This window comes from Streptomyces sp. NPDC002092 (assembly GCF_053593775.1).
Window position 1 is genome coordinate 187,146 of sequence record NZ_JBSFDG010000007.1, and the last position, 22,284, is coordinate 209,429.

Consider the following 22,284-nt stretch of genomic DNA (forward strand, 5'->3'; position numbering starts at 1 on the left):
CGTTCCCCGGGGTCACACGGGACGGGTGCGTCCCTCCCAGTACGGGTCGCGCAGCCGCCGCTTGTACAGCTTCCCGTTGGGGTCGCGGGGCATCTCGGTGATGAAGTCGACGCTCTTGGGTCGCTTGTAACCGGCGAGTTGCTCGGCGCAGTGGTCGAGGACCGAGGCGGCCAGCGCGGGGCCCGGCTCGTGGCCGGGGGCCGGTTCGACGACCGCCTTGACCTCCTCGCCCCAGTCGTCGTGCGGGATGCCGAAGACGGCGGCGTCGGCGACGGCGGGGTGGGCGAGCAGGGCCGACTCGATCTCGGCCGGGTAGATGTTGACCCCGCCCGAGATGATCATGTCGATCTTGCGGTCGCGGAGGAAGAGGTAGCCGTCCTCGTCGAGGTAGCCGAGGTCACCGACGGTGAAGTAGTCGCCGATGCGGTTCTTCTTCGTCTTGGCCTCGTCCTTGTGGTAGGCGAAGCCGCCGGTGTGCATCTTCATGTAGACCGTGCCGAGTTCGCCGGGCGGCAGCCGGTTTCCCTCGTCGTCGAAGACGGCGAGTTCACTGATGGGCCAGGCCTTGCCGACGGTCCCGGGCTTCTTCAGCCAGTCCTCGGCGGTGGCGAAGGCACCACCGCCCTCGCTGGCCGCGTAGTACTCCTCCACGCTGTGGCCCCACCAGTCGATCATCGCCCGCTTCACATGGTCCGGGCAGGGAGCGGCGCCGTGGATGGCGTGCCGCATGGACGAGACGTCGTACGAGCGACGCACGTCCTCCGGCAGCGCGAGCAGGCGGTGGAACTGGGTCGGGACCATGTGGGTGTGCGTGCACTTCTCCCGGTCGATCAGCCGGAGCATCTCCTCGGGCGTCCACTTGTCCATCAGGACGAGACGGTGGCCGATGTGCAGGGACGCGCCCGCGAACTGGAGTACGGCCGTGTGGTAGAGCGGGGAGCAGACGAGGTGGACGTTGTCGTCGTACGGCTTGATGCCGAAGATGCCGAGGAAGCCGCCGAGATAGGCCTCCTCGGGGGCCTTGCCGGGGAGCGGGCGGCGGATGCCACGGGGGCGGCCGGTGGTGCCCGACGTGTAGTTCATGACCCAGCCGAGCTCGCGGTCAAAGGGCGGCGACTCCGGTTGCCCGTCGAGGAGTTCGGCGTACGGGCGGAAGCCCTCGACCGTGCCGACGGCGTACCGGTGGGTGGCCGGCAGCCCGGCCTCCTCGGCGGCGTGACGCGCGGGCCCCGCGAACCGTTCGTGGGAGATGAGCACCTTGGCGCCGGAGTCGGCGACGATCCAGCCGATCTCCGGGCCGACGAAGTGGTGGTTGACCGGGACGAGATAGAAACCGGCCTGGCTGGCGGCCAGATACGCGGTGAAGAACTCGATGCCGTTGGGCAGCACGACCGCGAAGGCGTCGCCGCGTTCCAGTCCGGCGGCGCGCAGGCCGTGCACCAGACGGTTGGCGGCGGCGTGCAGACGTCCCGCGGTCCACTGCTCTCCGTCAGGTGCGACGAGGACCGTGCGGTCGGGATCGGCGGCGGCCTGGGCCCAGAATCCGGCGGGGGGCGTACTCGTCACTTGCCGCTCCTTCCGGCGATGCGGTTGATGCGGTCCACGGCCTGCTCGAAGCCACGGGTGAGGTCGTCGAAGACGGCCTGAACGGTGCGTTCGCTCTTCATGCGGCCGACGATCTGGCCGACCGGGGTGCCGAGCAGGGGTTCGACCTCGTACTTCTGGATGCGGGTGAGGGCCTCGGCGACCAACAGGCCCTGCAGGGGCATGGGGAGGGTGCCGGGTCCCGCCGGGTCGTCCCACGCGTCGGTCCATTCGGTACGGAGCTGGCGTGCGGGCTTCCCGGTCAGCGCGCGGGAGCGGACGGTGTCGCCGGAGCCGGCAGCGAGGAGTTTCCGCGTCACCGCGGGCGAGGAGAGGTCGGCCTCGGTGCAGGTCAGCCACAGGGAACCCAGCCACACGCCCTGGGCGCCGAGGGCGAGCGCGGCGGCCACCTGCTGCCCGCTGCCGATGCCGCCGGCCGCGAGGACGGGCAGTGGATCGACGGCGTCGACGACCTCCGGGGTGAGCACCATGGAAGCGATCTCGCCGGTGTGGCCGCCGGCCTCGTAGCCCTGCGCGACGACGATGTCGATGCCGGCTTCCTGGTGCTTGACGGCGTGCCGGGCGCTGCCCGCCAGGGCCGCGACGAGCACGTTCCGCTCGTGGGCACGGGCGACCACGTCGGCGGGTGGGGATCCGAGGGCGTTGGCGAGCAGCCGGATCGGATAGTCGAAGGCGACGTCGAGCTGATTGCGAGCGACCTGCTCCATCCATCCCGTGATGCGCCAGCCGGATGCCTCGCCCTCCGCCAGCTCCGGGACGCCGTACTTGGCGAGGGTGTCCTTCACATACTGCCGGTGCCCCTCGGGGATCATCGCCTCGACGTCCGCCTCGGTCACGCCCTCCACCTTCTTGGCGGGCATGACGACATCGAGGCCGTACGGCCTGCCGTCGACGTGGGCCTCGAGCCAGTCGAGGTCGCGCTTGAGCTCGTCGGGGGCGGTGTAGCGGACCGCGCCGAGCACTCCGAACCCGCCGGCCCGGCTGATGGCCGCGGCGACGGCGGGGAACGGCGTGAAGCCGAAAATGGCGTGCTCGACTCCCAGTTTCTTGCTCAGCTCCGTCTGCATGGGCGCAGAATGCCGCAGTCCTCCGGCCGACGGAAGAGCTTTTCTGATACACCGTCAGATTTATTGCACGGCAGGCCTTGTTGACATGCTCCACAACCGACACGAGTGTTTCCCGGGTGACCGACGACGCAGCGGAAAGAGACGCGAGCGACCGCCGGATGCCCACGCGTCGCCAGATCGGACGAGCAGCCCTGGCCATGGGCGGCGCCCTCGCCATCGCCCCTTTCCCCGCGGGGCCGGCCGCGGCGGCCACGGACTCCAGGCACCACCCCACGCTGCGCCACGGCAGCCCGGAACGTGCCGGGTTGCTCCCCTCCCACCTGCGTCAACTGGTCGTAGACGCGGAGGCGTTCCTCGGCCCCTCCCCCAAGCACCCCTGGTACGCGGGCGCCGTGCTGCTCGCCGGGCGGGGCGGCACCGTGGCACTGCACCGGCCCATCGGGATGGCGGTGCGCTATGCGGCGTACGACGAGAAGACCGACACCGGCATCGAGTTCCCGCCCGACCGGCAGATCCCCATGGCCGAGGACACCGTCTTCGACCTTGCCTCGGTCTCCAAGCTGTTCACCTCGCTGCTGGCGGTGCAGCAGCTGGAAGGGGGCGCTCTGGAGCTGGAGGGGACGGTCGCCTCGTACCTCCCGGAGTTCGGCGCGGCGGGCAAGCAGGACATCACGATCCGGCAGCTCCTCACCCACACCTCGGGGTTCCGTGACTGGATCCCGCTGTACAAGGCGCCGACGCACGAGGCGCGACTTCAGCTCGTCTTCGACGAGGCCCCGATCAATCCGCCCGGCACCAAGTACCTCTACTCCGATCTGAATCTGATCTCGCTCCAGTTGGTCCTGGAGAGGATCACCGGCCGCACGCTCGACACCCTCCTGCGCGACGAGATCACAGGGCCGCTCGGCCTCGACCGCACCCGCTACAACCCGCCCGCCTCCTGGAAGCCGAAGATCGCGGCCACGGAGGACGAGCGCGGACCGTGGTCCGGTCTTGAGCGGGGGCTCGTGTGGGGCGAGGTGCACGACGAGAACGCCTACAGCCTCGGTGGGGTCGCCGGACACGCCGGGGTGTTCTCCTGCGCCTGGGACCTGGCCGTGCTCGGCCGGACGCTGCTCAACGGCGGCTGCTACGGCCGGGCGCGCATCCTGCGGCCGGAGTCCGTGGAGCTGATGTTCACCGACTTCAACACCGCGTTTCCCGGCCACGAGCACGGCCTCGGGTTCGAGCTCTACCAGCACTCGTACATGGGCGCCATGGCCACCCCACGCACCGCCGGGCACACCGGTTTCACCGGCACCTCCCTGGTGCTCGACCCGACCACCGACTCCTTCCTCGTCCTGCTCGGCAACTCGGTTCACCCGGTGCGCACCTGGCGTTCGGGATCCGCTCCCCGGGTCGCCGCAGGCAACAACCTGGCACGCGCCGTACCGGTACGCCTGGCGCACGGACGTACGGCATGGTTCTCGGGCATGGCGAACGCCACGACCGCCACGCTCACCCTGCCCCAGCTCGACGCGACGGACGGCGGGGTACGGCTGACCTCCGCCCTGTGGTGGGACACCGAACCCGCATCGGACGTCCTCGCCCTGGAGGCCACGACGGACGGCGGCACGACCTGGCAGCCGCTCCCCTTCACGACCGGGCGCTCCGGCGAGGAGCCGCAGGAGCACCCGTCGGGCTCGGTCACCGGCTGGTCGGGCCGCGTCTGGCACCGCCTGGCAGCCGATCTCCCGGCGCACACACAGCTGACCCTGCGCTGGCGGTACACGACCGACCAGCTCTATGTCGGCCGCGGTGCATACGTCGACGGAATCCGCGTCGAGACGCCGGACACCGTCCTGTTCGACGGGGCGCGTCCCGCGGACTCGGCACGGATCGTCGCGGCGGGGTGGGTGGAGTCGGCCGACTGACGGCGCCCCTCACGGGGAATCCCACATCACCCCGCTACCGTGAGTGGTGATCAGCGCACGGAACGTGGGAGGCGTCGGATGGTCAGAGGGGTGGCGACCGCCCTCGTGGTGGGCGTGGCGGTGATGTGCGTGTCCGCTCTGGCGACCGCGCCCTCGAACTCCGACCTGGAGGTGGTCCGGCTCGACCCGGCCGCCGCGGCACCCGGCGGCCGTACCGTGGTGCACGCCTTCGTGGCCAACCAGGGGCCGGAGCAGACCGCGTCGCCGTTCACCGTGGTCGTGCGGCTGCCGGCGGGCTTCACCGCTCAGGGGCCCTACTTCCCCGAGGAGTGCCGTGCCGAGGCCCGGGGACGCCTGGTGCGCTGCACCTTCGGGGCGGGTCTGGCGCGGCTGCGGACGGCCACCGCGCTGGTGACGGTCCGGGTGGACGCGGATGTGCCCCCCGGCACCAAGGCCGAGGGGCACGTCCAGGTGGTGAGCGTCGACGACCGCGATCCGCGCAACGACCGTACGCCGTTCACCCTGTCCGTCGACTGCTGATCAGCGGTAGACCTTCACATAGTCCGCCTGCATGGTCAGCGGCGTCGAGCCGGAGGGTGCGGGGTGGTACTCGCCGGCACCGACCGACAGGTTGAGGATCAGATACGCGGTGAAGTTGCTGCCCACGCCGTGGCCGTCGGAGTAGACCTTCTTGCCGTTGACGTACCAGTCCACCGAGTTCGCACCGTAGTGCGTGCCGATGGTGACCCACTGGCCGGGCGCGACCGCGGCGGAGTCGGTGTAGTACTTGGAGCCGGAAGTGACGTGGTTGGTCAGCTCCAGCAGGTTCGGGTTGTCCGGGTGGTACTCGAAGGAGTCGATCTCGCCGTTGCCGTCCTTCCAGGTCCACAGGGCGGGCCAGGCGCCGGAGCCGGAGGGCATCTTGACCCGGGTCTCGGCGTAGTCACCGGTCTTCACCTGGAAGCCGCCGCTGGAGCCCTCGGTGGTGAGCAGGCCCGTGTCCCAGGCCTGCTTGCCGTTCTCCAGCGTGTGCGAGGAGGGCTGGGCGGTGAAGGTCGCGACACCGCCCGAGGTGGTGACCTTGCTCTGGTCCAGCCAGTCGAGCTTGTTGTCGTCCGGGTTGTGGTTGCCGTAGGCGTAGGACGAGCTGCTGTCGCCGACCCACTTCGAACCCCAGGCGATGCTGTCCGAGAAGTCGTCGGACCAGACCAGGGACTGGCCGGAGACCGGTGAGCCACTGCTGCTCGACGTGGCGGTCGAGGCTTTGTTGACAGTCAGCTTGTGCGAGGGCAGGTTGTGCCAGGCTCCGCCGGACTCCTGCCAGAAGCCGAAGATCGTGTACGTGCCTGCCAGCAGGGTGCGCGAGCCGCTGGTGAACTTCGCACCGCTCGGGCATATTCGGACATTCGAGGCGTTACCTGGGAAGTCCAGGTTCTTCCCGGCCGCGTCCCGGACGCCGACACCGAGGGTCTTGGCCGTGAAGCAGCTGGAGGAGTGCACGGTCAGCTTGGCCGACGCGGCGACGCCCGCGGTCATGGTGGACGGCGTCAGGCTGTCCTGGGTGACGGAGGGGGCCGCGAAGGCCTGGGGAGCGAACGGCAGGAGCAACAGCGCGGCTGCTGCTCCGGCTATGCCCAGGCGGGCAGGGGAGAGGGAGTGGCGCATAGTGGGGGCTTTCTCAAAAGCGCCTGCGAGGTGAGCTGTCCTGGGCGGACCGCTGTCGTGTCCCGCAAGCCGCGGCGTTCCGGCGGCGAAGGCCGTCCGGGACGGACCCCCGGAGACTAGGCAGATCCGCTGTCCACGGACAACGAGATCTCACTCACACACTCATGATCAACAGCGCGTCAGGGCCGGCAGTCCCGCCGCCGGTCGGCACTGCCTGACCCGGCGAAGCGCCAAGCCCGCCGCCGCCGTGGTCACCGCGCCGCCGACCGGAGCCGGAACGCCCGGCCTCGGGGGGCGGAGCATTACCTTGTACTGGGGTCGGAAACCATCACCCGGGGTGCTGACCCGTCTCAGCGCCGATGGTGATAGGGGTCACGCCGATGACTTGGTGCCGTCGGTCCAACGTTTCCCGGCCGGCTGGTCGCCGGGGGTCAGCCCCGCACTGCGGCCAGGCACTCGTCGTACAGGTCCATGATGTCGCCCTTGCCCTCGTTCGCGACCCACGTCATCGATGCGGCATCGAGGCACGCGAACGCCGTCGCGATCATCGCGCGGGCCCTCGCATCCGCGCTGCCGCCGGCGGCGTCCATGCGCACCTCGACGAGCGGCACCAGGTCCTCCTGGAACCGCAGCCGCTTTTCGAGCCAACCGGCACGCAGCGAGGCGGTGTTGTGCAGGAGGCGGAACCGCTCCAGGGCCTGCTCGCGACTGTCGTGCAGTGACAGCACAGCCGCGATCCCTGCGCGCAGCGCCTCCCAGACGCCGACTTCGGCGGGCTGTTCGCTGATCGTGTCCGTCAGGACCTGCCCGAACCGGTCCTGGTCGCCGCCGAGAAGGTCTTCCTTGGTGCCGAAGTAGCGAAAGAGGGTTCGCTGGGAGACGCCGGCCTCTCGGGCGATCTGAGCGATGGTCGTCTCGTCGTAGCCCTGCTCGGTGAACAGGCGCAGAGCCGTCTCAAGGATCTCCTGGGAGGCCAGCTGCCGTGTCCGGTCCCACAGCGTGGCCGGTGCGTCCGTCGTTGTCCTGGCTTCCTGCTTCACCACACCAGGCTAGCCCAGCGCTGCCAGGTTGGCGCTCACATGAGGTCTGGCAGTCACTGCCAGATAGGCGTACGCTGCCAAACATGGTCGTCGGAGCACGGGGCCGAGGCTCCACGGGCCGGACCGCTCGGCGACCACCCCTACCTCCCCGGAGCACGCAAAGGAACGCACCATGTCTGCACCTGCAGCCTTGATCACCGGCGGAACCAGCGGTATCGGCAAGGCGACCGCTGAACTGCTCCACTCCCGCGGCTACCGCGTCATGGTCACCGGCGTCGGCAATGTCGCCACCGCCGAACTTCCCGAAGGAGTCCTGGTCGTCCGGGCCGATGCACGGTCCCTGCCTGACATCGACCGTGCAATGGCCCAGGCACGCCGACACTTGGGCTCCCTTGACCTGCTCTTCCTCAACGCGGGCATCTCCCGCCCCGGCCCGATCGAGTCAACTGACGAAGACGCCTTCGACGCCCTCTTCGACATCAACGTCAAGGGCACCTTCTTCACACTGCAAAAGGCACTCCCACTCCTCGGCGAGGGCGCCTCGGTCGTGATCACCGTGGGCGCCGGTGAGGGGGTCGGAGCCGCCATGACAGCCGCCAAGGGAGCACTGTTGCCCCTCATACGGTCCCTCGCGCTCGAACTCGCCCCCCGCCGTATCCGTGTCAACGCCGTCAGCCCAGGACTGATCGACACCCCTGCCTACGGCAAGATGGGTGTCTCCCAGGAAATGATCGGCTCCTGGGCTCGGGACGTCCCGCTCGGCCGCGTCGGTGCTCCCGCCGACATCGCCGAAGCCGTGGCCTTCCTCGCCTCGGACGCCGCCGGCTACATCACCGGCGACAATCTGACCGTCTCCGGCGGCATCGGCGTTCACGCCCGCCCCTGACGAGCAGATCCACGCCCGGGTGGCCGCTCCCGTTGGCCCGACGCCTTGCCCCCGCGCGTACCGGCGGCACAAGCGGGGGCGGAGATCGTCGGGGAGCGCGACCGTGTGGGTGACCGCCGGCCGACCCGGTTGATCAGCGGGGCTTCGGTGCCGACGCCCTTGCAGTCAGCACGGGTTGGTAGAAACCACTGCTGTCCGGCATGTGCCAGGTGACGTCGGTGAACCCGGCCGCGGTCGCGGCTTGGGTCACCTCGCTGCGAGTGAGGGCCCAGGAGGTGATGCGGCGGACCCGCACCTCCCAGCCTCCTCCTTCCGGCACGAGCTGGAAGTACTCCTGGTCGTAACGTTCGCCGTCGTCGTGCCAGTGCCACAGCTGGAAGGTGATCGACCGGCCGTCCGAGCCGTGCGTGACCTGGGGCGGTGTGCAGGCGGGCCGGGTTCGGCGGAGGTCGTCGTAGTCCCGGAGTGTGAGCAGGAGCAGGCCGTCGTGGGTCAGCACCCGCCGCATCTCGCGCAGGGCCGCCGCCACGTCCCGCGCCGACAGCAGGTGGGCGAGCGAGTTGTCGGCGCACACGACCACGTCGAAGGCGCCCGGCGCGAAAGGGAGTTGGCGCATGTCCGCCGCCAGGGCGGGCAGGGCGACGCCGCGGGCCGCGGCCTCGACCGCGGCCCGCGCGGCGGCGACGGGGCTCAGGTCGCTGCCGACGACCTGACGTCCGGCGCGTGCGAGCCCGATCGCCTGGGTGCCGATACCGCAGGCGCAGTCGAGCAACCGGTGCGGTTCGGCGCCGAGTTCCCTGCGCACGAGAGCGCCCAGGACCGCGGCCTGGCGGGTCATGCTCGCATCCCAGTCCGGGAAGATGCGGTGGTAGTCGGCGGCGAGTGAGTCGTAGAAGTCCTGTGCCGAGTCCTTCACTTGCCCGATGCCTCCAGCACTGCCATCGCCGCGTTGTGCCCCGGCACTCCGCTCACTCCCCCGCCCCGCACCGCGCCCGCCCCGCACAGCAGCACGTTCGCGTGCCGGGTCTCCACGCCCCAGCGACCGGTGCCGTCCTGAGCGTAGGGCCAGGCGAGTTCGCGGTGGAAGATGTTGCCGCCGGGCAGGCGCAGGTCGCGCTCCAGGTCGAGCGGGGTCTTCGCCTCGATGCAGGGGCGGCCGTCCGCGTCGGTCGCCAGGCAGTCGGCGAGCGGCTCGGCGAGGTGGGCGTCGAGCTGCGCGAGGGTGGACTTCAGGAGTTCTTCGCGTACGGCGTCGTTGTCGTGTTCGAAGAGCCGGGCGGGTGTGTGCAGGCCGAAGAGGGTGAGGGTCTGGTAGCCCCGCTCGACGAGGGCGGGGCCGAGGATCGTCGGGTCGGTGAGGGAGTGGCAGTAGATCTCGGAGGGCGGCGCGGCGGGGAGCCGGCCGGAGGCGGCCTGGGCGTGGGCGGCGGCGAGTTGCTGGTAGCCCTCGCCGATGTGGAAGGTGCCGGAGAACGCCTCCCGCGGGTCGACGGAGCTGTCGCGCAGCCTCGGCAGCCGCTTGAGGAGCATGTTCACCTTGAGCTGGGCGCCCTCGGCGGGGGCCGGGGGCGTGTCGCCGGTCAGCTCGGCGAGGGCCTGCGGGGAGGCACCCACCAGGACGTGGCGGGCGGCTGCGACGCCTTCCCCGTCCGCCGTGCGGTAGGTGATCTCGGCGGTTCGGCCGTCGGTGTCGATGCGTACGGCCTCGTGGCCGGTGGCGATGACGGCGCCCGCGTCCCGGGCCGCGGTGGCCAGGGCGTCGGTCAGGGCGCCCATGCCGCCGACGGGAACGTCCCAGGCGCCGGTGCCGCCGCCGATCACGTGGTAGAGGAAGCAGCGGTTCTGAGCCAATGAAGAGTCATGGGCGTCGGCGAAGGTGCCGATGAGGGCGTCGGTGAGGACGACGCCCCGCACGAGGTCGTCGGCGAAGCGGTCCTCGACCGCGGTGCCGATGGGCTCCTCGAAGAGCGTGCGCCAGGCCTCCTCGTCGTCGATGCGGCGGCGCAGTTCGTCGCGGGTGGGCAGCGGTTCGGTGAGGGTCGGGAAGACCCGCTCGGCGACGCGGCCGGTCATGCCGTAGAAGCGCTGCCAGGCCTCGTACTCGCGGCCGGAGCCGGTGAGCTTGGCGAAGGCCTCCCGGGTGCGCCTCTCGCCGCCGCCGACCAAAAGTCCGGTGGGGCGGCCGTCCCGTTCCACGGGGGTGTACGAGGAGATGGTCCGGGCGCGGATGCGGAAGTCGAGGTCGAGGTCGCGCACGATCTTCTTCGGCAGCAGGCTGACCAGGTAGGAGTAGCGCGACAGCCGCGCGTCGACGCCGGCGAAGGGGCGGGTGGAGACCGCGGCGCCTCCGGTGTGGTCCAGCCGCTCCAGAACCAGCACGGACCGTCCGGCCCGGGCCAGGTAGGCGGCGGCGACCAGTCCGTTGTGACCCCCGCCGACGATCACGGCGTCGTATGTCCGGTGTCCCTCGTGTGCAGCCATGGTTCTTGGTAACACGCGATGATCGTCAGCGGCCAGAGGTATACGGCGACGGGGTCAGCGCCCGCCGGCGGCGCGCTGCCGACGCGGTACCGCCACCCGGCGGCACAGCTCGACGGGGTCGGCGCCGCGGCCGCGCGGCTCCAGGCAGGGGGGCCACGTCGTTGGGGCGGCGAACGTGCGGGGCGGCCGGGCGCTGGGCATGTTCGCGAGCGGCAGCCACACCACCACGGCCCACCCATCGGCCCGCGACTCCGGCCGACCGAGGCGCCGGTCAACAACCGGCAGCGGAGCTCCCCACGCGCGTCAACGCCCGCCCGACGCCCGCTGCTGGCGCAGTACCACACCCCGACGGACCTGCTCCAGACAGCGGGTCACCTCGTCGCGGCCGACGAGCGTGCGAGGCGGCCGGCCCCCCGGACACGTCCGCGGGCCGCAGCCACACCACGGTTCCCGACCACCCACCGCCCCCGTCAGCGCCCACCGGACGTGCGCTGGCGACGAAGTACCGCCACCCGGCGATACAGGTCGACGGCCTCCGCGCCGCGGCCAAGCTGCTCCAGGTGGCCGGCAACATCGTTGCCGCCGGCTAGGCGGCCGGGCCCCCGGACACCTCCGCGGGCGGCAGCCACACCACGGTGCACGGCCCACCCACCGCGCCCCGACCCGGCCGGCCAAGGCGCACGGCGGCCCCGATACCCATCGACAACCAGCCACGAAGACCCCGCCCCCGTCAGCGCCCGCCCGACGCCCGCTGCTGGCGCAGTGCCGCCACCCGGCGGTACAGGTCGACGGCCTCGGCGCCGCGGCCGAGTTGTTCCAGGCAGTGGGCCTCGTCGTTGCGGCTGGCGAGGGTGTCGGGGTGGTCGGGGCCGAGGACGCGTTCGCGGGCGGCGGCCACGCGGCGGTATTCGGTGAGGGCGTCGGACCAGCGGCCCAGCCAGCCGAGGCCGACGGCGACCTCGCGGCGGCTGACCAGGGTGTCGGGGTGCTCGGGGGCAAGGACGCGTTCGCGGATCGCGCAGACGTCGCGGGACTCGGCGAGGGCCTCCTCCCAGCGGCCGAGGCGACCGAGGTTGACGCCGAGTCCGTGGCGGGCGCGCAGGGTCTCGGGGTGGGTGGGGCCCTGGACGCGGGTGCGGTCGTCGATCAGGTCGCGGTAGAGGGTGAGTGCCTCGGCGCTGCGGCCCAGGCGGCCGAGGCTGATGCCGACCTCGTAGCGGGCGGCGAGGGTGTCGGCGTGGTCGGGTCCGAGGGCCCGGGCGCGGGCCTCGGCGACCTCGCGGTAGGTCTGCAGGGCCTCCGGCCAGCGGCCCAACTGGCCGAGTGCGTAGGCGACTTCGTAGCGGGTGACGAGGGTGTCGGGGTGCTCGGGGCCGAGCACGCGGGCGCGGGCGGCGGCCACCTCGCAGGCCATGCGGTACGAGTCCTCCAGGCGGCCGAGGCGGGAGAGGTTGAAGGCGAGGTTGTGGCGGCAGCGCAGGGTGTCGGGGTGGTCGGGGCCCATGCCGCGCTCCCGTGCGGCGAGCACGGCGGTGTACACCTGATGGGCGTCGAAGTGGCGGCCCAACTGGCCCAGCACGTAGGCCATTTCCTGGCGGGCGGCGAGCGTGTCGGGGTGGTCGGCGCCCAGGGCGCGGGTTCGCGCGGCGGCCACGAACTTGTACTCCTGCAGGGCGTCGGCGGCGCGTCCGGCGCGGCTGAGGGTGAAGGCGACCTCGTAGCGGCTGGCGAGGGTGTCGGGGTGGTCGGGGCCGAGCAGGTGGGCGCGTTCGGCGGCGACCGCGCGGTGCACCTCGCCGGCCTCCGCCCAGCGGCCGAGGCGTCCCAGGCTGAGCCCGGCGTTGTGCCGTCCGGCCAGGGCGGCGAGTGCCTGCGCGGAGGGGGCGGGAGGCCGGCCGGGAGCGGGGTCCTCGCTCCGACCGCCCGCGGGCCGGGGAATCCATTCGCCGGTGAGACCCGCTCCGGCGTCCGGAGGCGCGGTGCCGAGGCCGGTGCCGGTGGCCTTGTGGCCGGTGGTCATGCCGCGCGTCCAGGAGGGCAGGCGGGGCTCGCGGGAAGGGACCTGCTCCGGCGGTCGGAACACCGGCTGAGGGGTCACGACGGTCGGTACGTACGCCGGTGTCGTACGGCCGGCAGTGATACGTCGGCCCAACTCACGGGCGTCGTGCGGGCGTTGCTCGGGGAGTTTGGCCAGCAGGTCCAGGATGATCTTCTCGAGGTATTCGGGGAGCTCGGCCCGCCGGCTGCGCGGCGGCCGCGGCGGGGTGTCGCGGTGGCCGACGAGGATCGCCCAGGCGTCGTCGAGGTCGAACGGCGGGGCCCCGGTGGCGATCTCGTACAGAACGCAGCCCAGCGAGTACAGGTCGCTGCGCTGGTCGACCTCCGAGCCGCCGATCTGCTCGGGCGACATGTAGTGCGGGGTGCCCATGGCGATGCCGGTGCCGGTCAGCCGCGAGGTGAAGCCGATGTCGTGGCCGAGGCGGGCGATGCCGAAGTCGCAGATCTTCACCGTGCCGTCGGCCAGCCGCATGATGTTGGCGGGTTTCAGGTCGCGGTGGACGATGCCCTGCTGGTGGGTGTAGGCGAGGGCGGAGGCGACCTGGTCGGCGATCTCGACGACGTCGCCGACCGGCAGCGGGTGGTGCTTGTTGTCCTCCAGGAGCTGGGAGAGGTTGCGGCCCTCCAGGAGTTCCATCACCAGGTAGAGGATGCCGTCGTACTCCCCGAAGTCGTGCACGACGGTGATCCCGCGGTGCTGGAGGGCTGCGGCGACGCGGGCCTCACGGCGGAAGCGTTCCCTGAGGACCCGGGTGAAGGACTGGTCGTGGTGCGGACCGAGGGGCTTGAGGCACTTCACGGCGACATGCCGGCCCAGCGACTCGTCGCGCGATCGCCACACCTCGCCCATGCCGCCCCGCCCGATCAGGTCGAGCAGCCGGTACCGGCCCTGGATCAGCCTGCTGTCCCCCATCTGCTGCGATCGCCCCCGTAACTTCTCGTCCCGCCCACCCCTGGCTCGTCCAGTATGGCGAGCTATCGTCCGAGTTTGTACGGTGCCGGGCGGGAGCCGGGGCCGAGCCGTGACATGGCGCGCAGGATGTGTTTGGGCGGGAGTTGCCAGCGCAGACGTGCGGGAATGCAGCGAAGCAGGTTGCCTGTGGCACGCAGTTGCAGGGTGACGGTGTCGGGTTTCGGGGCGGGTCTGCCGTACAGCTCGTGGGCGTACGGCGGCAGGGCGGCGTACGCCAGTCGGGCCACGCGCCGCCACAGCGCCTCGCGCGCGGGGACGAGCAGGGGGTGCGTCGGCGGGCGGAGCAGGAAGTCGTCCACTTCGCGTGCCTCCGGTCCGACGGCGAGTTCGGGCCGCACCTTCTCGAAATAGGCGGCCATCTCCTCCTGGTCGGCCGGTACGGCGTCGGGGTCGAGGCCCACCAGGCGGGCGCCGGCGCGCTGTTCATCGATGTAGCGGTCGGCCTGCGCGTCGGTGAGCGGGAAGCCGGAGCGGCGCGCGATCTGAAGATAGGAGTCGATCTCGGCGCAGTGCACCCACAGCAGCAGCTCGGGTTCGTCGACGCCGTACCGCTCCCCCGTGTCCGGGTCGGTCGCCGACAGCATGGTGTGGATCTTCCGGACGCGGGCGCCGGCCCGCTCGGCGGCGTCGGTGGTGCCGTAGGTGATGGTGCCGACGAAATTGGCGGTGCGCATCAGCCGGCCCCACGCGTCGGTGCGGAAGTCGGAGTTCTGCATGACGCCTCGTACGGCGCGCGGGTGCAGTGCTTGGAGGTAGAGCGCACGGACTCCGGCGACCCACATCATCGGGTCGCCGTGCATCTGCCAGGTCACCGAGGACGGCCCGAAGAGCCCGGGATCGCCTGCCTGTATGTCCGTCACCTCTGCAGGTGTGACCACAGACGCTAGGTGTCTCCGGAGCACTACGCTGACCTGCACTTTTGCCAACCACCTTCAGCAGTATGGGGAGCTGTCTGCCGAGGATTCTTGGCACATCGGTACAGATTCGAAGGCCTCCCTGCCTGCACCGACGACGCCCCTTCCTCCTCCGGTTGCCTCCAATGGCCCATCCCCAACCACGACGTCACGTCGGCATCCTTCCCAGAGGGCCGCTGGATCAGTCCCTCGAAAACGGGGCGGCGGTCTTCTATCTGCCGACGACGCTGCTCGGGTGAGCGTGTCGCGGAGGCCTCCGCTCTTCCCCGCTCAGATCACTGCCATATGGCGACTCACCTCCGGCCTACGCGCCCCCTGGTTGGACCGTCAGCCTTTGCTGGACTTGATCAGTGGGGGGGGCTCAGCACCTCGGGACATCTCCCTGAGACCGCCCAGCAAGGGTGCTGCGTGATGACCTGCCAACGTGGAGTCCCCCTTGACCCGGGCTGCGGTACCCTGTCAAGGACCTTGCTGCGCTCACGGAAGGCCTGGTCCGCCTAGAGGGACAACGCGCGTCTTCGACCTCCTGGGCAGGAACGGTTGGCCGAGTAGGTGAGGGACTGGGGTATCAGCACTGCTGAACCTAGTCGCCGGACAAAAGCGTGAGGGCTCCCGACCACAGCACGCCCGGGTTGATGCACTCGGGGTGGAAACCCGTCATCCCCTCAAAGAACTCCATCGTTGTGGTGGAGTTCTTCAGTTGCCGGTCCGCAGCGTCGAGGTAGCGCCTCGTGCGGCCGACGTGGGCCGCGTCGTCCGGGCGGTGATGAGGATTCTTGAAATTCCCCGCCCGTGCTCGGACCGGTCCCCACACCTGCTCTTGTTCTCCACCCCGTGAAGGCCTCTTGGCGGTCACGCTGGACCGGGGTTTCGGGCCAATTCGTAGGCGAAGCTGACCGGGTCGGTGAGCCAGCCGTCGGCCGCGTAGGGGCCGAGCTCGGCGGAGAGCGCGGCATCGAACTCGGCCGCGTGCTCCGCGAGCACTGAGGCCGGCAGGAACGATGTCGACCGGATGTGGCCCGCGAGTTCACGGATCGTCCAGTGGTGCTCGGTGGGGAACTCGTGGCGTCCGGCGGGCTCGAACCCGGCACGGGACAACACCACGTGGTCGGGTTCCTCCTGCCGTGCCTGATCCCAGCCGGGCGGGACGCGGTGCGCCGCGCCGAGGGCGTCTTGCCACCTGCGGAGCAGGCTGTCGAGCGCGTGTTGCCAGTCCTTGGGGCCTGCCCATGGGGACGTTGACCAGCACAGTGCCAGGCAGCCGCCGGGCTTGAGCCAGGCGTGGGCGAACTCGGCGACAACCGTGCGGCGGAGCCGGTGGAAGGCGTTGCCGATGACGATCAGCTCGAAGCTGCCTGGCTCGGCGTGCAGATCCTCTGCACTCGAGGTGATGGTCAGGATGTGGTCTGCGTGGGCGGCGATCGCCTTGGCGCGGACCACCTGGGTCATATCCGGTTCGGCGTCCAACGCCCATACGTCTGCGAAGCAGTCGCGGAGCGGGAAGGCGAGTTGGCCGGTGCCGCACGCGAGGTCGAGCAGGCGTCCGTCCCCGGACAGGGCTGCCTGCCGTACGAGATCGTTGATCATCGCGTCGGGGTAGGGGAGCCGGAACCGGTCGTAGTACCCGGCGGTGCCCCGGTACAGGTTGGACTCGAATCTCACCGCTTCGGTCATACAGGCCACCATCGCACGAACCGAAGGCGGCTCCCGCCAAGCTGGTTGGCCAGCAACTCCCAGTCGCTGCCCACTTACGTCCGGCACCCCACCCGCCACCTGGTTGAGGCCGCAACAAAGTGGCGACGAAGAACGAGGCTGGGGATTTTCAAGGAGCCTCATCAGCCGGGTCTTGGTGGCCGGCCACCACGAACTCCACTCCGAGCGCCTTCACTTGGCGGGGTGCCCTTCGCGCGTCGCGGCCACCACCCTCGGATTCCGCGAGCGAGAGGTGCACGCCGTTGTAGACGACGTCCCCCCTCGACGGGGACGAGCGCGTGCCCCTCCAGACTCAGTCTGCCGACCGGCGCACTTTTCGTGGAGCCCGGTCGCCCAACCCTCCGAGCCCACCACACAAACCGCTCGGCGAACGTGGTGACGCACCTGCCGGGAACGAACACCTCGATCACGGTCAGCGACTCGGGTGTTGCCCCATGCTCGACCCAATTGACGCATGGCCTACGAACAGGGCGCCCCCTGCCCACCACAACGAGTCCGCCGGAGACCGCCAGATGGCATACGGCCCGGCAAGCCGACTTCGCCAGAACCGGGGCATAGCGCTATACCCCGGGGCGATCCCCTAGAGCCGTTAAGCCCGTTTCCCACCGTTCTGCTCCCGGACGGTGTCGAACAGGGAGGTCAGAGCGGGACTTCCGGCGAGACTGTCCAGCAGGACGTGAAGCGACTGTCGGTCCGCGGTGCCCAGGTCTGCGAGGATTTCGGCGTCGAGATCGACAAGCGTGCGGTTGAGGCGGGCCAGGACCTTGCGCCCTTCGGCGGTGATGTCCACGGCGTAGCGGCGACGATCCTGCGGATCTCGTGTCCGCTCCGCGTATCCGGCGCGCTCCAGGTCGTCGAGACTCGTCACCATCGTCGCGGGGTCGATGCGCAGGAACGAGCCAAGTGCCAGTTGCGGCATGGCACCGTTGTCCGCCAAAGCCTGCAGGACGCTGTAATGCCGCACCCGCAAGCCGGTCCCGCCGATGCCGTCCTCGGCGATCCTGAACGCCACCTGCCCGAGTTTGACCAGCAGGCAGATGGTGTGTTCGGCCACTGTCCCCGGAACCAGCGGAGCCTCGGACATTGTTTATCCCGCCCATGGTTAGTCGTACGTATGGTCCTGTCCATCGTACGAGAACGCCCGAGGCACCAGGACCACTGCAGGCCGGCGGGATTCCCCACCTTCCGCCGGCTTACGGCCGGTGCGTCCTGGGTGGTCAGCCGACGATGGCCCGACCGAAGATCTGCCGGGCTATGACCCACTTCTGGATCTCGTTGGTGCCCTCATAGATTTCGCCGATCTTGCTGTCCCGGTAGATCGCCTCGACGGGTCCGGGGCTGCCGTCGGCACCCAGTTCGCGCGCGAAGCCGAGGCCTCCGAAGGCCTGGACGGCGTCGCGCGCCATGTCCACCGACAGCTTGGTGGCATAGTACTTCGCCATCGCGGCCTCGGGCTCCGGGGACGGGTTGCCCGCGTCCAGGCGCAGGGCGGCCTTGGTGTAGAGGGTGCGGGCGTTCTCGATCTCGGTGGCCCGTTCGGCGAGCAGGAACTGCCAGTGCTGGTTGGCGGCCACCGGCTTGCCGAAGGCGTGTCGCGTCGACAGGTGGGCCACGGTGTGGTCGAAGGCGGCCTGCGCCATGCCTACCCCGGCAGCCGCGATACCGATCCGGCCGTAGGTCAGAGTGGACAGCGCATGGCGTAGTCCGTGTCCCTCGGCGCCACCGAGAAGGTCGTCGTCGGTCAGGTGCACATCCGTGAAGCGGATGTCCGCGGTGAGCTGGCCGCGGTTGCCCATCTTGCGGTCTGGAAGGCCGACTTCCACTCCGGGAAGTGCCGTGTCGACGATGAACATGCTCAGCCGGGTGCCGGTGCGGGCGAGAACCACCACGAACCCGGCGACGGGCGAGTTGGAGATCCACCGCTTGTGGCCGTTCAGCACCCAGCCGGCCTCGGTGCGTATCGCCTCGGTCTGAACCGCCTGCGGGGACAGGTCACTTGAGGCGTTCGGCTCGGTGGTGGCGAACGCGCCGACCACTGAGCCCTCCGCGACCTTTCGCAGCCATCGCTGCTGCTGCTCCTCGGTGCCCTGCCGCAGGGCGTTGCCCGCCAGGATGCAGTGCACGTCGAAGACGGCCGCGACGCTGCTGGAGTAGTAGGCCAGTTCCTCGATGGCCGCGGCGGTGGCGCTCGCCGGATGGGTCAGACCGTCGCCGCCGACCTCGCTGGGGAAGGGGATCCGGAAGACGCCCGCCGACGCAAGCGCGTCAAACACATGCCGGGGAAAGCCGTCCGTGCGCTCGTCGCCCCCCGCGATCGCCACGGCGTGGGGAGCCACTTCGTGCTCTGCGATCCGGCGCACGGCAGCGCGAACGGACTGTGTCTCTTCGGGGGCGAGGAGCTCGTGGTAGAGCCGGTCGATCTGGCGTGTGGGAGTGGAAGTCATACGGGGAAGATACCATTAGCACCACGTACCATTAGTCCGACAATCTATTTTGGAGGTTCGACCATGACACAGACGCTGGCCGACAAGACCATCCTGATGTCGGGAGGCAGCCGCGGCATCGGACTCGCCATCGCTCTGCGCGCGGCTCGCGACGGTGCGAACGTGGTGATGCTCGCCAAGACCGCCGTGCCGCATCCGAAGCTCGAAGGCACGGTCCACACCGCCGTTGACGAGATTGAGCGCGCGGGCGGCAAGGGGCTGGCCGTCGTCGGTGACGTCCGCGACGAGGACGATGTGCGCACCGCTGTCAACGCGGCGGTCAGCGCCTTCGGTGGCATCGACATCGTGGTGAACAACGCCAGCGCCATCGACCTGTCGTCGTCGGAGCAGCTGGAGATGAAGCGGTACGACCTGATGCAGGACATCAACACGCGCGGCACGTTCCTACTGAGCAAGGCCGCTGTCCCGCACCTGCGCAAAGCGGGCAACCCGCATATCCTCACGCTCTCCCCGCCGTTGAACCTCGCGCCGCACTGGGTGGGGAAGCACCTCGGTTACACGCTGTCGAAGTACGGCATGAGTCTGTGCACCATCGGGCTCGCCGAGGAGCTCGCCGCCGACGGCATCGCCGCCAACTCGTTGTGGCCGCGGACCCTGATCGACACGGCCGCCGTGCGCAACGTGGTCGGCGGCGCCGGACAAGCCCGTAGTCCGCGGATCATGGCGGACGCCGCGTACGCCATCCTCACGCGTGACGCGCGGAAGTGCACCGCCAACCTGTTCATCGACGACGAGGTCCTGTCGGACGAGGGCGTCACCGACCTGTCCGTCTACAGCCCTGCCGACTTCGAAGGCGATCTCGCGCTCGACATATTCGTCGATCCGGCCTGATCCCACACTGCTCAGTCGATGAACGCGAGGGCGTTCTCGATGCCCTTCTCGAGGACCTCATCGGCGAGCTTCGAGTCGAAGGCGGCGCGGGACAGCTGCAGCGACCCAGGCCTTCGCAGCGGTCGAACTAGTCGATCAGGGCGCGGAGGGACATCCGACGCCGCACTGGTCCCGGTGCTCGGGCGACAGATAGCCGAGAACGAGATCCTCGAAGCTGGGCAGCCGGGCCGCCGGGCCGCCGGGCCGCAGAGTGCCGTGCCGCGCCGCCTGCATGCGTAGCTCCTCTACGACGACGTTGGCGACGAGGTCGGCCCCTTGATGCCACAGGATCCTCTGACGCCACAGGATCCTCTGACGCCACAGGATCCTCCGTTCATTCCGCAGGGCCATTGCCTTGCACGTCATCCCGAGCCTATGGTCTGTCGAATGTAATGCTATGACTCACATTTGATGGCGCCGTCAGAGTCAGAGATGAGGCATGCCGTGAGTGACGTCCCCTTCCAGCCCGCAGTGGAGCAGTCACGCGCGCTGGCCGCGGGTGAGATCTCGAGCCGGGAACTCGTCGAGCTCTATCTTGAGCGGATCGCCACCCATAACACCGCGTTGAACGCGGTGGTGACCCTTGACCCCGAGCGGGCCCGTCGCGAGGCCGCGGAAGCGGACGCCGCGCGGGCGGCCGGGCAAGACCTCGGTCCTCTGCACGGTGTGCCGATCACGGTCAAGGACAGCTTCGAGACAGCCGGGATGCGCACCGTCTGCGGGCGAACAGACCTCAAGGACTACGTGCCCGACCACGACGCCGAGGCGGTCAAACGGCTGCGTTCGGCCGGTGCCGTGATCATGGGGAAGAGCAACATGCCTCCGGGCAACCAGGACGTCCAGGCCGACAACCCGGTGTTCGGTCCTACATCGAACCCGTGGGACACGACCCGTACCTCGGGCGGATCCGCCGGGGGCGGCGCCGTCGCCACCGCCGCGGGCCTCACGGCGTTCGACTTCGGCTCGGAAATCGGCGGATCGACCAGGATCCCGTCCCACTTCAACGGCCTGTACGGGCACAAGTCGACCTGGCGGTCCATACCCCTCATCGGGCATGTGCCCTACGGCCCGGGCCCGGGACGATGGACCGAGGCCGACATGGGCTGCGGCGGCGCGCAGGTCCGCGACGCCCGTGACCTCGTCCCGATCTTGCGGGCAACGGTCGGGCCCGCCGACTACGACGGCGGTTTCAGCTACACACTCGCACCGCCGCGCGCGACCAAGCTCGCCGACTTCCGGGTAGCCGTCTGGAGTGAGGATCCCGCGTGTCCCGTCGACAGCGACGTCGCGGCAGCCGTGGACGATGCAGTCACTGTGCTGCGGGCGGCCGGCGCGAAGATCACGGTCCAGCCCGCCGGCCTCCCTGTCGACATCGCGACGAATCACGGGAAGGCTTTCCAGCCCCTGCTCTTCGGCGCGGGCGACCGCACCGGCCTCGCTCCTGCCTCCAGCGCCGCGGTGCTGGCCCGGTTCGTCCAGCACCCGCGGGGTGACGCCGGTCCCGCCCTGCTCGGAACCTTCCAGTCCCACTATCACTGGCTGCAGGCCCACATGGTGCGCAACGAGATCCGGCAGCGATGGTTCGAGTTCTTCCAGGACTTCGACATCGTGCTCATGCCGGTCACCCCGACGGCCGCCCCCGCCCACCACAACAAGCTGATCGACTGGTTCGGGCGGCCATTCGAAGTCGAAGGTGTGCGACGCCCTTACTGGGACCAGGTCAAGTGGAGCGCCGTCGCCAACGTCTCCGGGGGGCCGGCGACGACCATCCCGGTGCGCCGAGGCAGGAGCGGACTGCCCATCGGTCTGCAGGCCATGGGCCCGAGCGGGGGCGATCTCACCACCATCGAGTTCGCCGCCCTGCTGGGCCGGGAAGTAGACGGCTTCGTGCCGCCTCCGGCCTTCGTCCAGACCCCCACCACTGGACCCTGACCACCCGCCCGAAGACCCCGAAGAACGACGATGCACGGCTTGAGCCGCAACGCGTCACGACTGCTGACGGATTCGCGTCCCGCTACCCGGAACGCACCGCGATCGTCTTCGGCGACGACCGCATCACGTACGAGGCCCTCGACGCCGCGGCCAACCGGGGGGCGAACCTGCTCGTCTCGCGCGGGATCCAGCCCGGGGACAAGGTCGCGCTGTCCTGCCCCGATTCTCCGGCATCTACTTCGGCATCCTCAAGGCCGGCACCGCGGTCGTGCCGCTGAACGCGCTGTTGCAGGGCCGCGAGGTCGCCTACCACCTCACCGACTCCGACGCGAAGGGCGTACTTCGCCTTCGAGGGCCCCCCGGAGCTGCCGATCGGAAAGGCCGCCTGGAAGGGATTCCGCGAGAGGGCGGACTGCACCCAGTTCTTCCTGATCGAGAGCGGCGGCGCGCTGTAGTCCGGGAACGAGACGCCGGAATCCTACACCTCGGTCGTAGCCGAGCAGCCCCTGACGTTCCGGACGGTCGAACGCGACGAAGACGACACAGCGGTGGTCCCCTACACGTCCGGCACCACCGGCCACCCCAAGCGCAGAGCTGCGTCACCGCAACGTGTATGACAACGCGCTCGCCGGCATCTACCTGTTCGTTTCGAGGGGGCAGCGC

19 protein-coding genes are annotated in these 22,284 nt (G+C 70.0%); 7 read left to right on the forward strand and 12 right to left on the reverse strand.

The genetic code is table 11. The features are described from left to right. Window positions 1–12: 12 nt before the first annotated feature. Window positions 13–1,566 (reverse strand): acyl-CoA synthetase, encoded by a 1,554-nt coding sequence (locus ACWCRD_RS18075; RefSeq protein WP_450966800.1) that lies wholly within the window; start codon window positions 1,564–1,566, stop codon window positions 13–15. Then, entirely contained in the window at window positions 1,563–2,672 is a 1,110-nt protein-coding gene (locus ACWCRD_RS18080) for an NAD(P)H-dependent flavin oxidoreductase (RefSeq protein WP_450966801.1), read from the reverse strand. The genes ACWCRD_RS18075 and ACWCRD_RS18080 overlap by 4 nt, the downstream gene beginning before the upstream one ends. Before the next feature lie 158 nt (window positions 2,673–2,830). Here ACWCRD_RS18080 and ACWCRD_RS18085 point away from each other — a divergent pair, with 158 nt between their 5' ends. Further along, window positions 2,831–4,585, forward strand: a complete 1,755-nt coding sequence (locus ACWCRD_RS18085) for a serine hydrolase (RefSeq protein WP_450967019.1) — start codon at window positions 2,831–2,833, stop codon at window positions 4,583–4,585. Window positions 4,586–4,675: 90 nt separating this feature from the next. Then, complete coding sequence (locus ACWCRD_RS18090; RefSeq protein WP_450966802.1) at window positions 4,676–5,125, forward strand: hypothetical protein; 450 nt, start codon at window positions 4,676–4,678, stop codon at window positions 5,123–5,125. Here the strand turns inward: ACWCRD_RS18090 and ACWCRD_RS18095 are convergent, their stop codons facing one another. Next, entirely contained in the window at window positions 5,126–6,250 is a 1,125-nt protein-coding gene (locus ACWCRD_RS18095) for a glycoside hydrolase family 16 protein (RefSeq protein ID WP_450966803.1), read from the reverse strand. A gap of 431 nt (window positions 6,251–6,681) precedes the next feature. Beyond that, window positions 6,682–7,290: a TetR/AcrR family transcriptional regulator gene (locus ACWCRD_RS18100; protein WP_450966804.1), complete on the reverse strand. Its 609-nt coding sequence runs from the start codon at window positions 7,288–7,290 to the stop codon at window positions 6,682–6,684. A 172-nt stretch (window positions 7,291–7,462) separates the two neighbouring features. Between ACWCRD_RS18100 and ACWCRD_RS18105 the strand changes: the two genes are divergently transcribed. Then, window positions 7,463–8,176 (forward strand): SDR family oxidoreductase, encoded by a 714-nt coding sequence (locus ACWCRD_RS18105; protein WP_450966805.1) that lies wholly within the window; start codon window positions 7,463–7,465, stop codon window positions 8,174–8,176. Between the two features lie 133 nt (window positions 8,177–8,309). Here the strand turns inward: ACWCRD_RS18105 and ACWCRD_RS18110 are convergent, their stop codons facing one another. The 7 genes from ACWCRD_RS18110 to ACWCRD_RS18140 all read right to left on the reverse strand — a co-directional run bounded on the left by ACWCRD_RS18110 (window position 8,310) and on the right by ACWCRD_RS18140 (window position 18,759). Then, entirely contained in the window at window positions 8,310–9,092 is a 783-nt protein-coding gene (locus ACWCRD_RS18110) for a class I SAM-dependent methyltransferase (RefSeq protein WP_450966806.1), read from the reverse strand. Beyond that, on the reverse strand, window positions 9,089–10,657 hold the full coding sequence (locus ACWCRD_RS18115; RefSeq protein WP_450966807.1) for a phytoene desaturase family protein: 1,569 nt from the start codon (window positions 10,655–10,657) through the stop codon (window positions 9,089–9,091). Before ACWCRD_RS18115 ends, ACWCRD_RS18110 begins: the two co-directional genes overlap by 4 nt. Window positions 10,658–11,387: 730 nt before the next feature. Beyond that, window positions 11,388–13,628 carry a tetratricopeptide repeat protein gene (locus ACWCRD_RS18120; protein WP_450966808.1) on the reverse strand — a complete coding sequence of 747 codons (2,241 nt, stop codon included), beginning with the start codon at window positions 13,626–13,628 and terminating at the stop codon, window positions 11,388–11,390. A 62-nt stretch (window positions 13,629–13,690) separates the two neighbouring features. Continuing rightward, window positions 13,691–14,488 carry an oxygenase MpaB family protein gene (locus ACWCRD_RS18125; protein ID WP_450967020.1) on the reverse strand — a complete coding sequence of 266 codons (798 nt, stop codon included), beginning with the start codon at window positions 14,486–14,488 and terminating at the stop codon, window positions 13,691–13,693. Window positions 14,489–15,454: 966 nt separating this feature from the next. Beyond that, window positions 15,455–16,276: a class I SAM-dependent methyltransferase gene (locus ACWCRD_RS18130; protein WP_450966809.1), complete on the reverse strand. Its 822-nt coding sequence runs from the start codon at window positions 16,274–16,276 to the stop codon at window positions 15,455–15,457. Between the two features lie 628 nt (window positions 16,277–16,904). Continuing rightward, the gene (locus ACWCRD_RS18135; RefSeq protein WP_055705456.1) at window positions 16,905–17,399 is read right to left on the reverse strand and encodes a MarR family winged helix-turn-helix transcriptional regulator; all 495 of its coding nucleotides are present in this window, start codon (window positions 17,397–17,399) and stop codon (window positions 16,905–16,907) included. A 133-nt stretch (window positions 17,400–17,532) separates the two neighbouring features. After that, window positions 17,533–18,759 (reverse strand): acyl-CoA dehydrogenase family protein, encoded by a 1,227-nt coding sequence (locus ACWCRD_RS18140; protein WP_450966810.1) that lies wholly within the window; start codon window positions 18,757–18,759, stop codon window positions 17,533–17,535. A 63-nt stretch (window positions 18,760–18,822) separates the two neighbouring features. On the opposite strand from ACWCRD_RS18140, the gene ACWCRD_RS18145 reads away from it, so the two are divergent. Next, on the forward strand, window positions 18,823–19,650 hold the full coding sequence (locus ACWCRD_RS18145) for an SDR family oxidoreductase (RefSeq protein WP_450966811.1): 828 nt from the start codon (window positions 18,823–18,825) through the stop codon (window positions 19,648–19,650). A gap of 135 nt (window positions 19,651–19,785) precedes the next feature. Here ACWCRD_RS18145 and ACWCRD_RS18150 read toward each other — a convergent pair whose 3' ends face one another. Next, window positions 19,786–19,923, reverse strand: a complete 138-nt coding sequence (locus ACWCRD_RS18150) for a hypothetical protein (protein WP_450966812.1) — start codon at window positions 19,921–19,923, stop codon at window positions 19,786–19,788. A 210-nt stretch (window positions 19,924–20,133) separates the two neighbouring features. Here ACWCRD_RS18150 and ACWCRD_RS18155 point away from each other — a divergent pair, with 210 nt between their 5' ends. From ACWCRD_RS18155 to ACWCRD_RS18165, 3 genes are all read left to right on the forward strand, one after another. After that, the gene (locus tag ACWCRD_RS18155; RefSeq protein ID WP_450966813.1) at window positions 20,134–21,621 is read left to right on the forward strand and encodes an amidase; all 1,488 of its coding nucleotides are present in this window, start codon (window positions 20,134–20,136) and stop codon (window positions 21,619–21,621) included. Then, entirely contained in the window at window positions 21,618–21,899 is a 282-nt protein-coding gene (locus tag ACWCRD_RS18160; RefSeq protein ID WP_450967021.1) for an AMP-binding protein, read from the forward strand. The genes ACWCRD_RS18155 and ACWCRD_RS18160 overlap by 4 nt, the downstream gene beginning before the upstream one ends. Window positions 21,900–22,127: 228 nt before the next feature. Continuing rightward, entirely contained in the window at window positions 22,128–22,238 is a 111-nt protein-coding gene (locus ACWCRD_RS18165) for an AMP-binding protein (RefSeq protein WP_324613857.1), read from the forward strand. Window positions 22,239–22,284: the final 46 nt, after the last annotated feature.

Excerpts from the sequence above, each read along its gene's own strand:
- ACWCRD_RS18080 (WP_450966801.1), bottom strand. The coding sequence starts at position 2,672 with ATGCAGACGGAGCTGAGCAAGAAACTGGGAGTCGAGCACGCCATTTTC.
- ACWCRD_RS18085 (WP_450967019.1), top strand. The coding sequence starts at position 2,831 with ATGCCCACGCGTCGCCAGATCGGACGAGCAGCCCTGGCCATGGGCGGC.
- ACWCRD_RS18095 (WP_450966803.1), bottom strand. The coding sequence starts at position 6,250 with ATGCGCCACTCCCTCTCCCCTGCCCGCCTGGGCATAGCCGGAGCAGCA.
- ACWCRD_RS18105 (WP_450966805.1), top strand. The coding sequence starts at position 7,463 with ATGTCTGCACCTGCAGCCTTGATCACCGGCGGAACCAGCGGTATCGGC.
- ACWCRD_RS18115 (WP_450966807.1), bottom strand. The coding sequence starts at position 10,657 with ATGGCTGCACACGAGGGACACCGGACATACGACGCCGTGATCGTCGGC.
- ACWCRD_RS18120 (WP_450966808.1), bottom strand. The coding sequence starts at position 13,628 with ATGGGGGACAGCAGGCTGATCCAGGGCCGGTACCGGCTGCTCGACCTG.
- ACWCRD_RS18125 (WP_450967020.1), bottom strand. The coding sequence starts at position 14,488 with ATGCACGGCGACCCGATGATGTGGGTCGCCGGAGTCCGTGCGCTCTAC.
- ACWCRD_RS18130 (WP_450966809.1), bottom strand. The coding sequence starts at position 16,276 with ATGACCGAAGCGGTGAGATTCGAGTCCAACCTGTACCGGGGCACCGCC.
- ACWCRD_RS18135 (WP_055705456.1), bottom strand. The coding sequence starts at position 17,399 with ATGTCCGAGGCTCCGCTGGTTCCGGGGACAGTGGCCGAACACACCATC.
- ACWCRD_RS18140 (WP_450966810.1), bottom strand. The coding sequence starts at position 18,759 with ATGACTTCCACTCCCACACGCCAGATCGACCGGCTCTACCACGAGCTC.
- ACWCRD_RS18145 (WP_450966811.1), top strand. The coding sequence starts at position 18,823 with ATGACACAGACGCTGGCCGACAAGACCATCCTGATGTCGGGAGGCAGC.
- ACWCRD_RS18150 (WP_450966812.1), bottom strand. The coding sequence starts at position 19,923 with ATGCAGGCGGCGCGGCACGGCACTCTGCGGCCCGGCGGCCCGGCGGCC.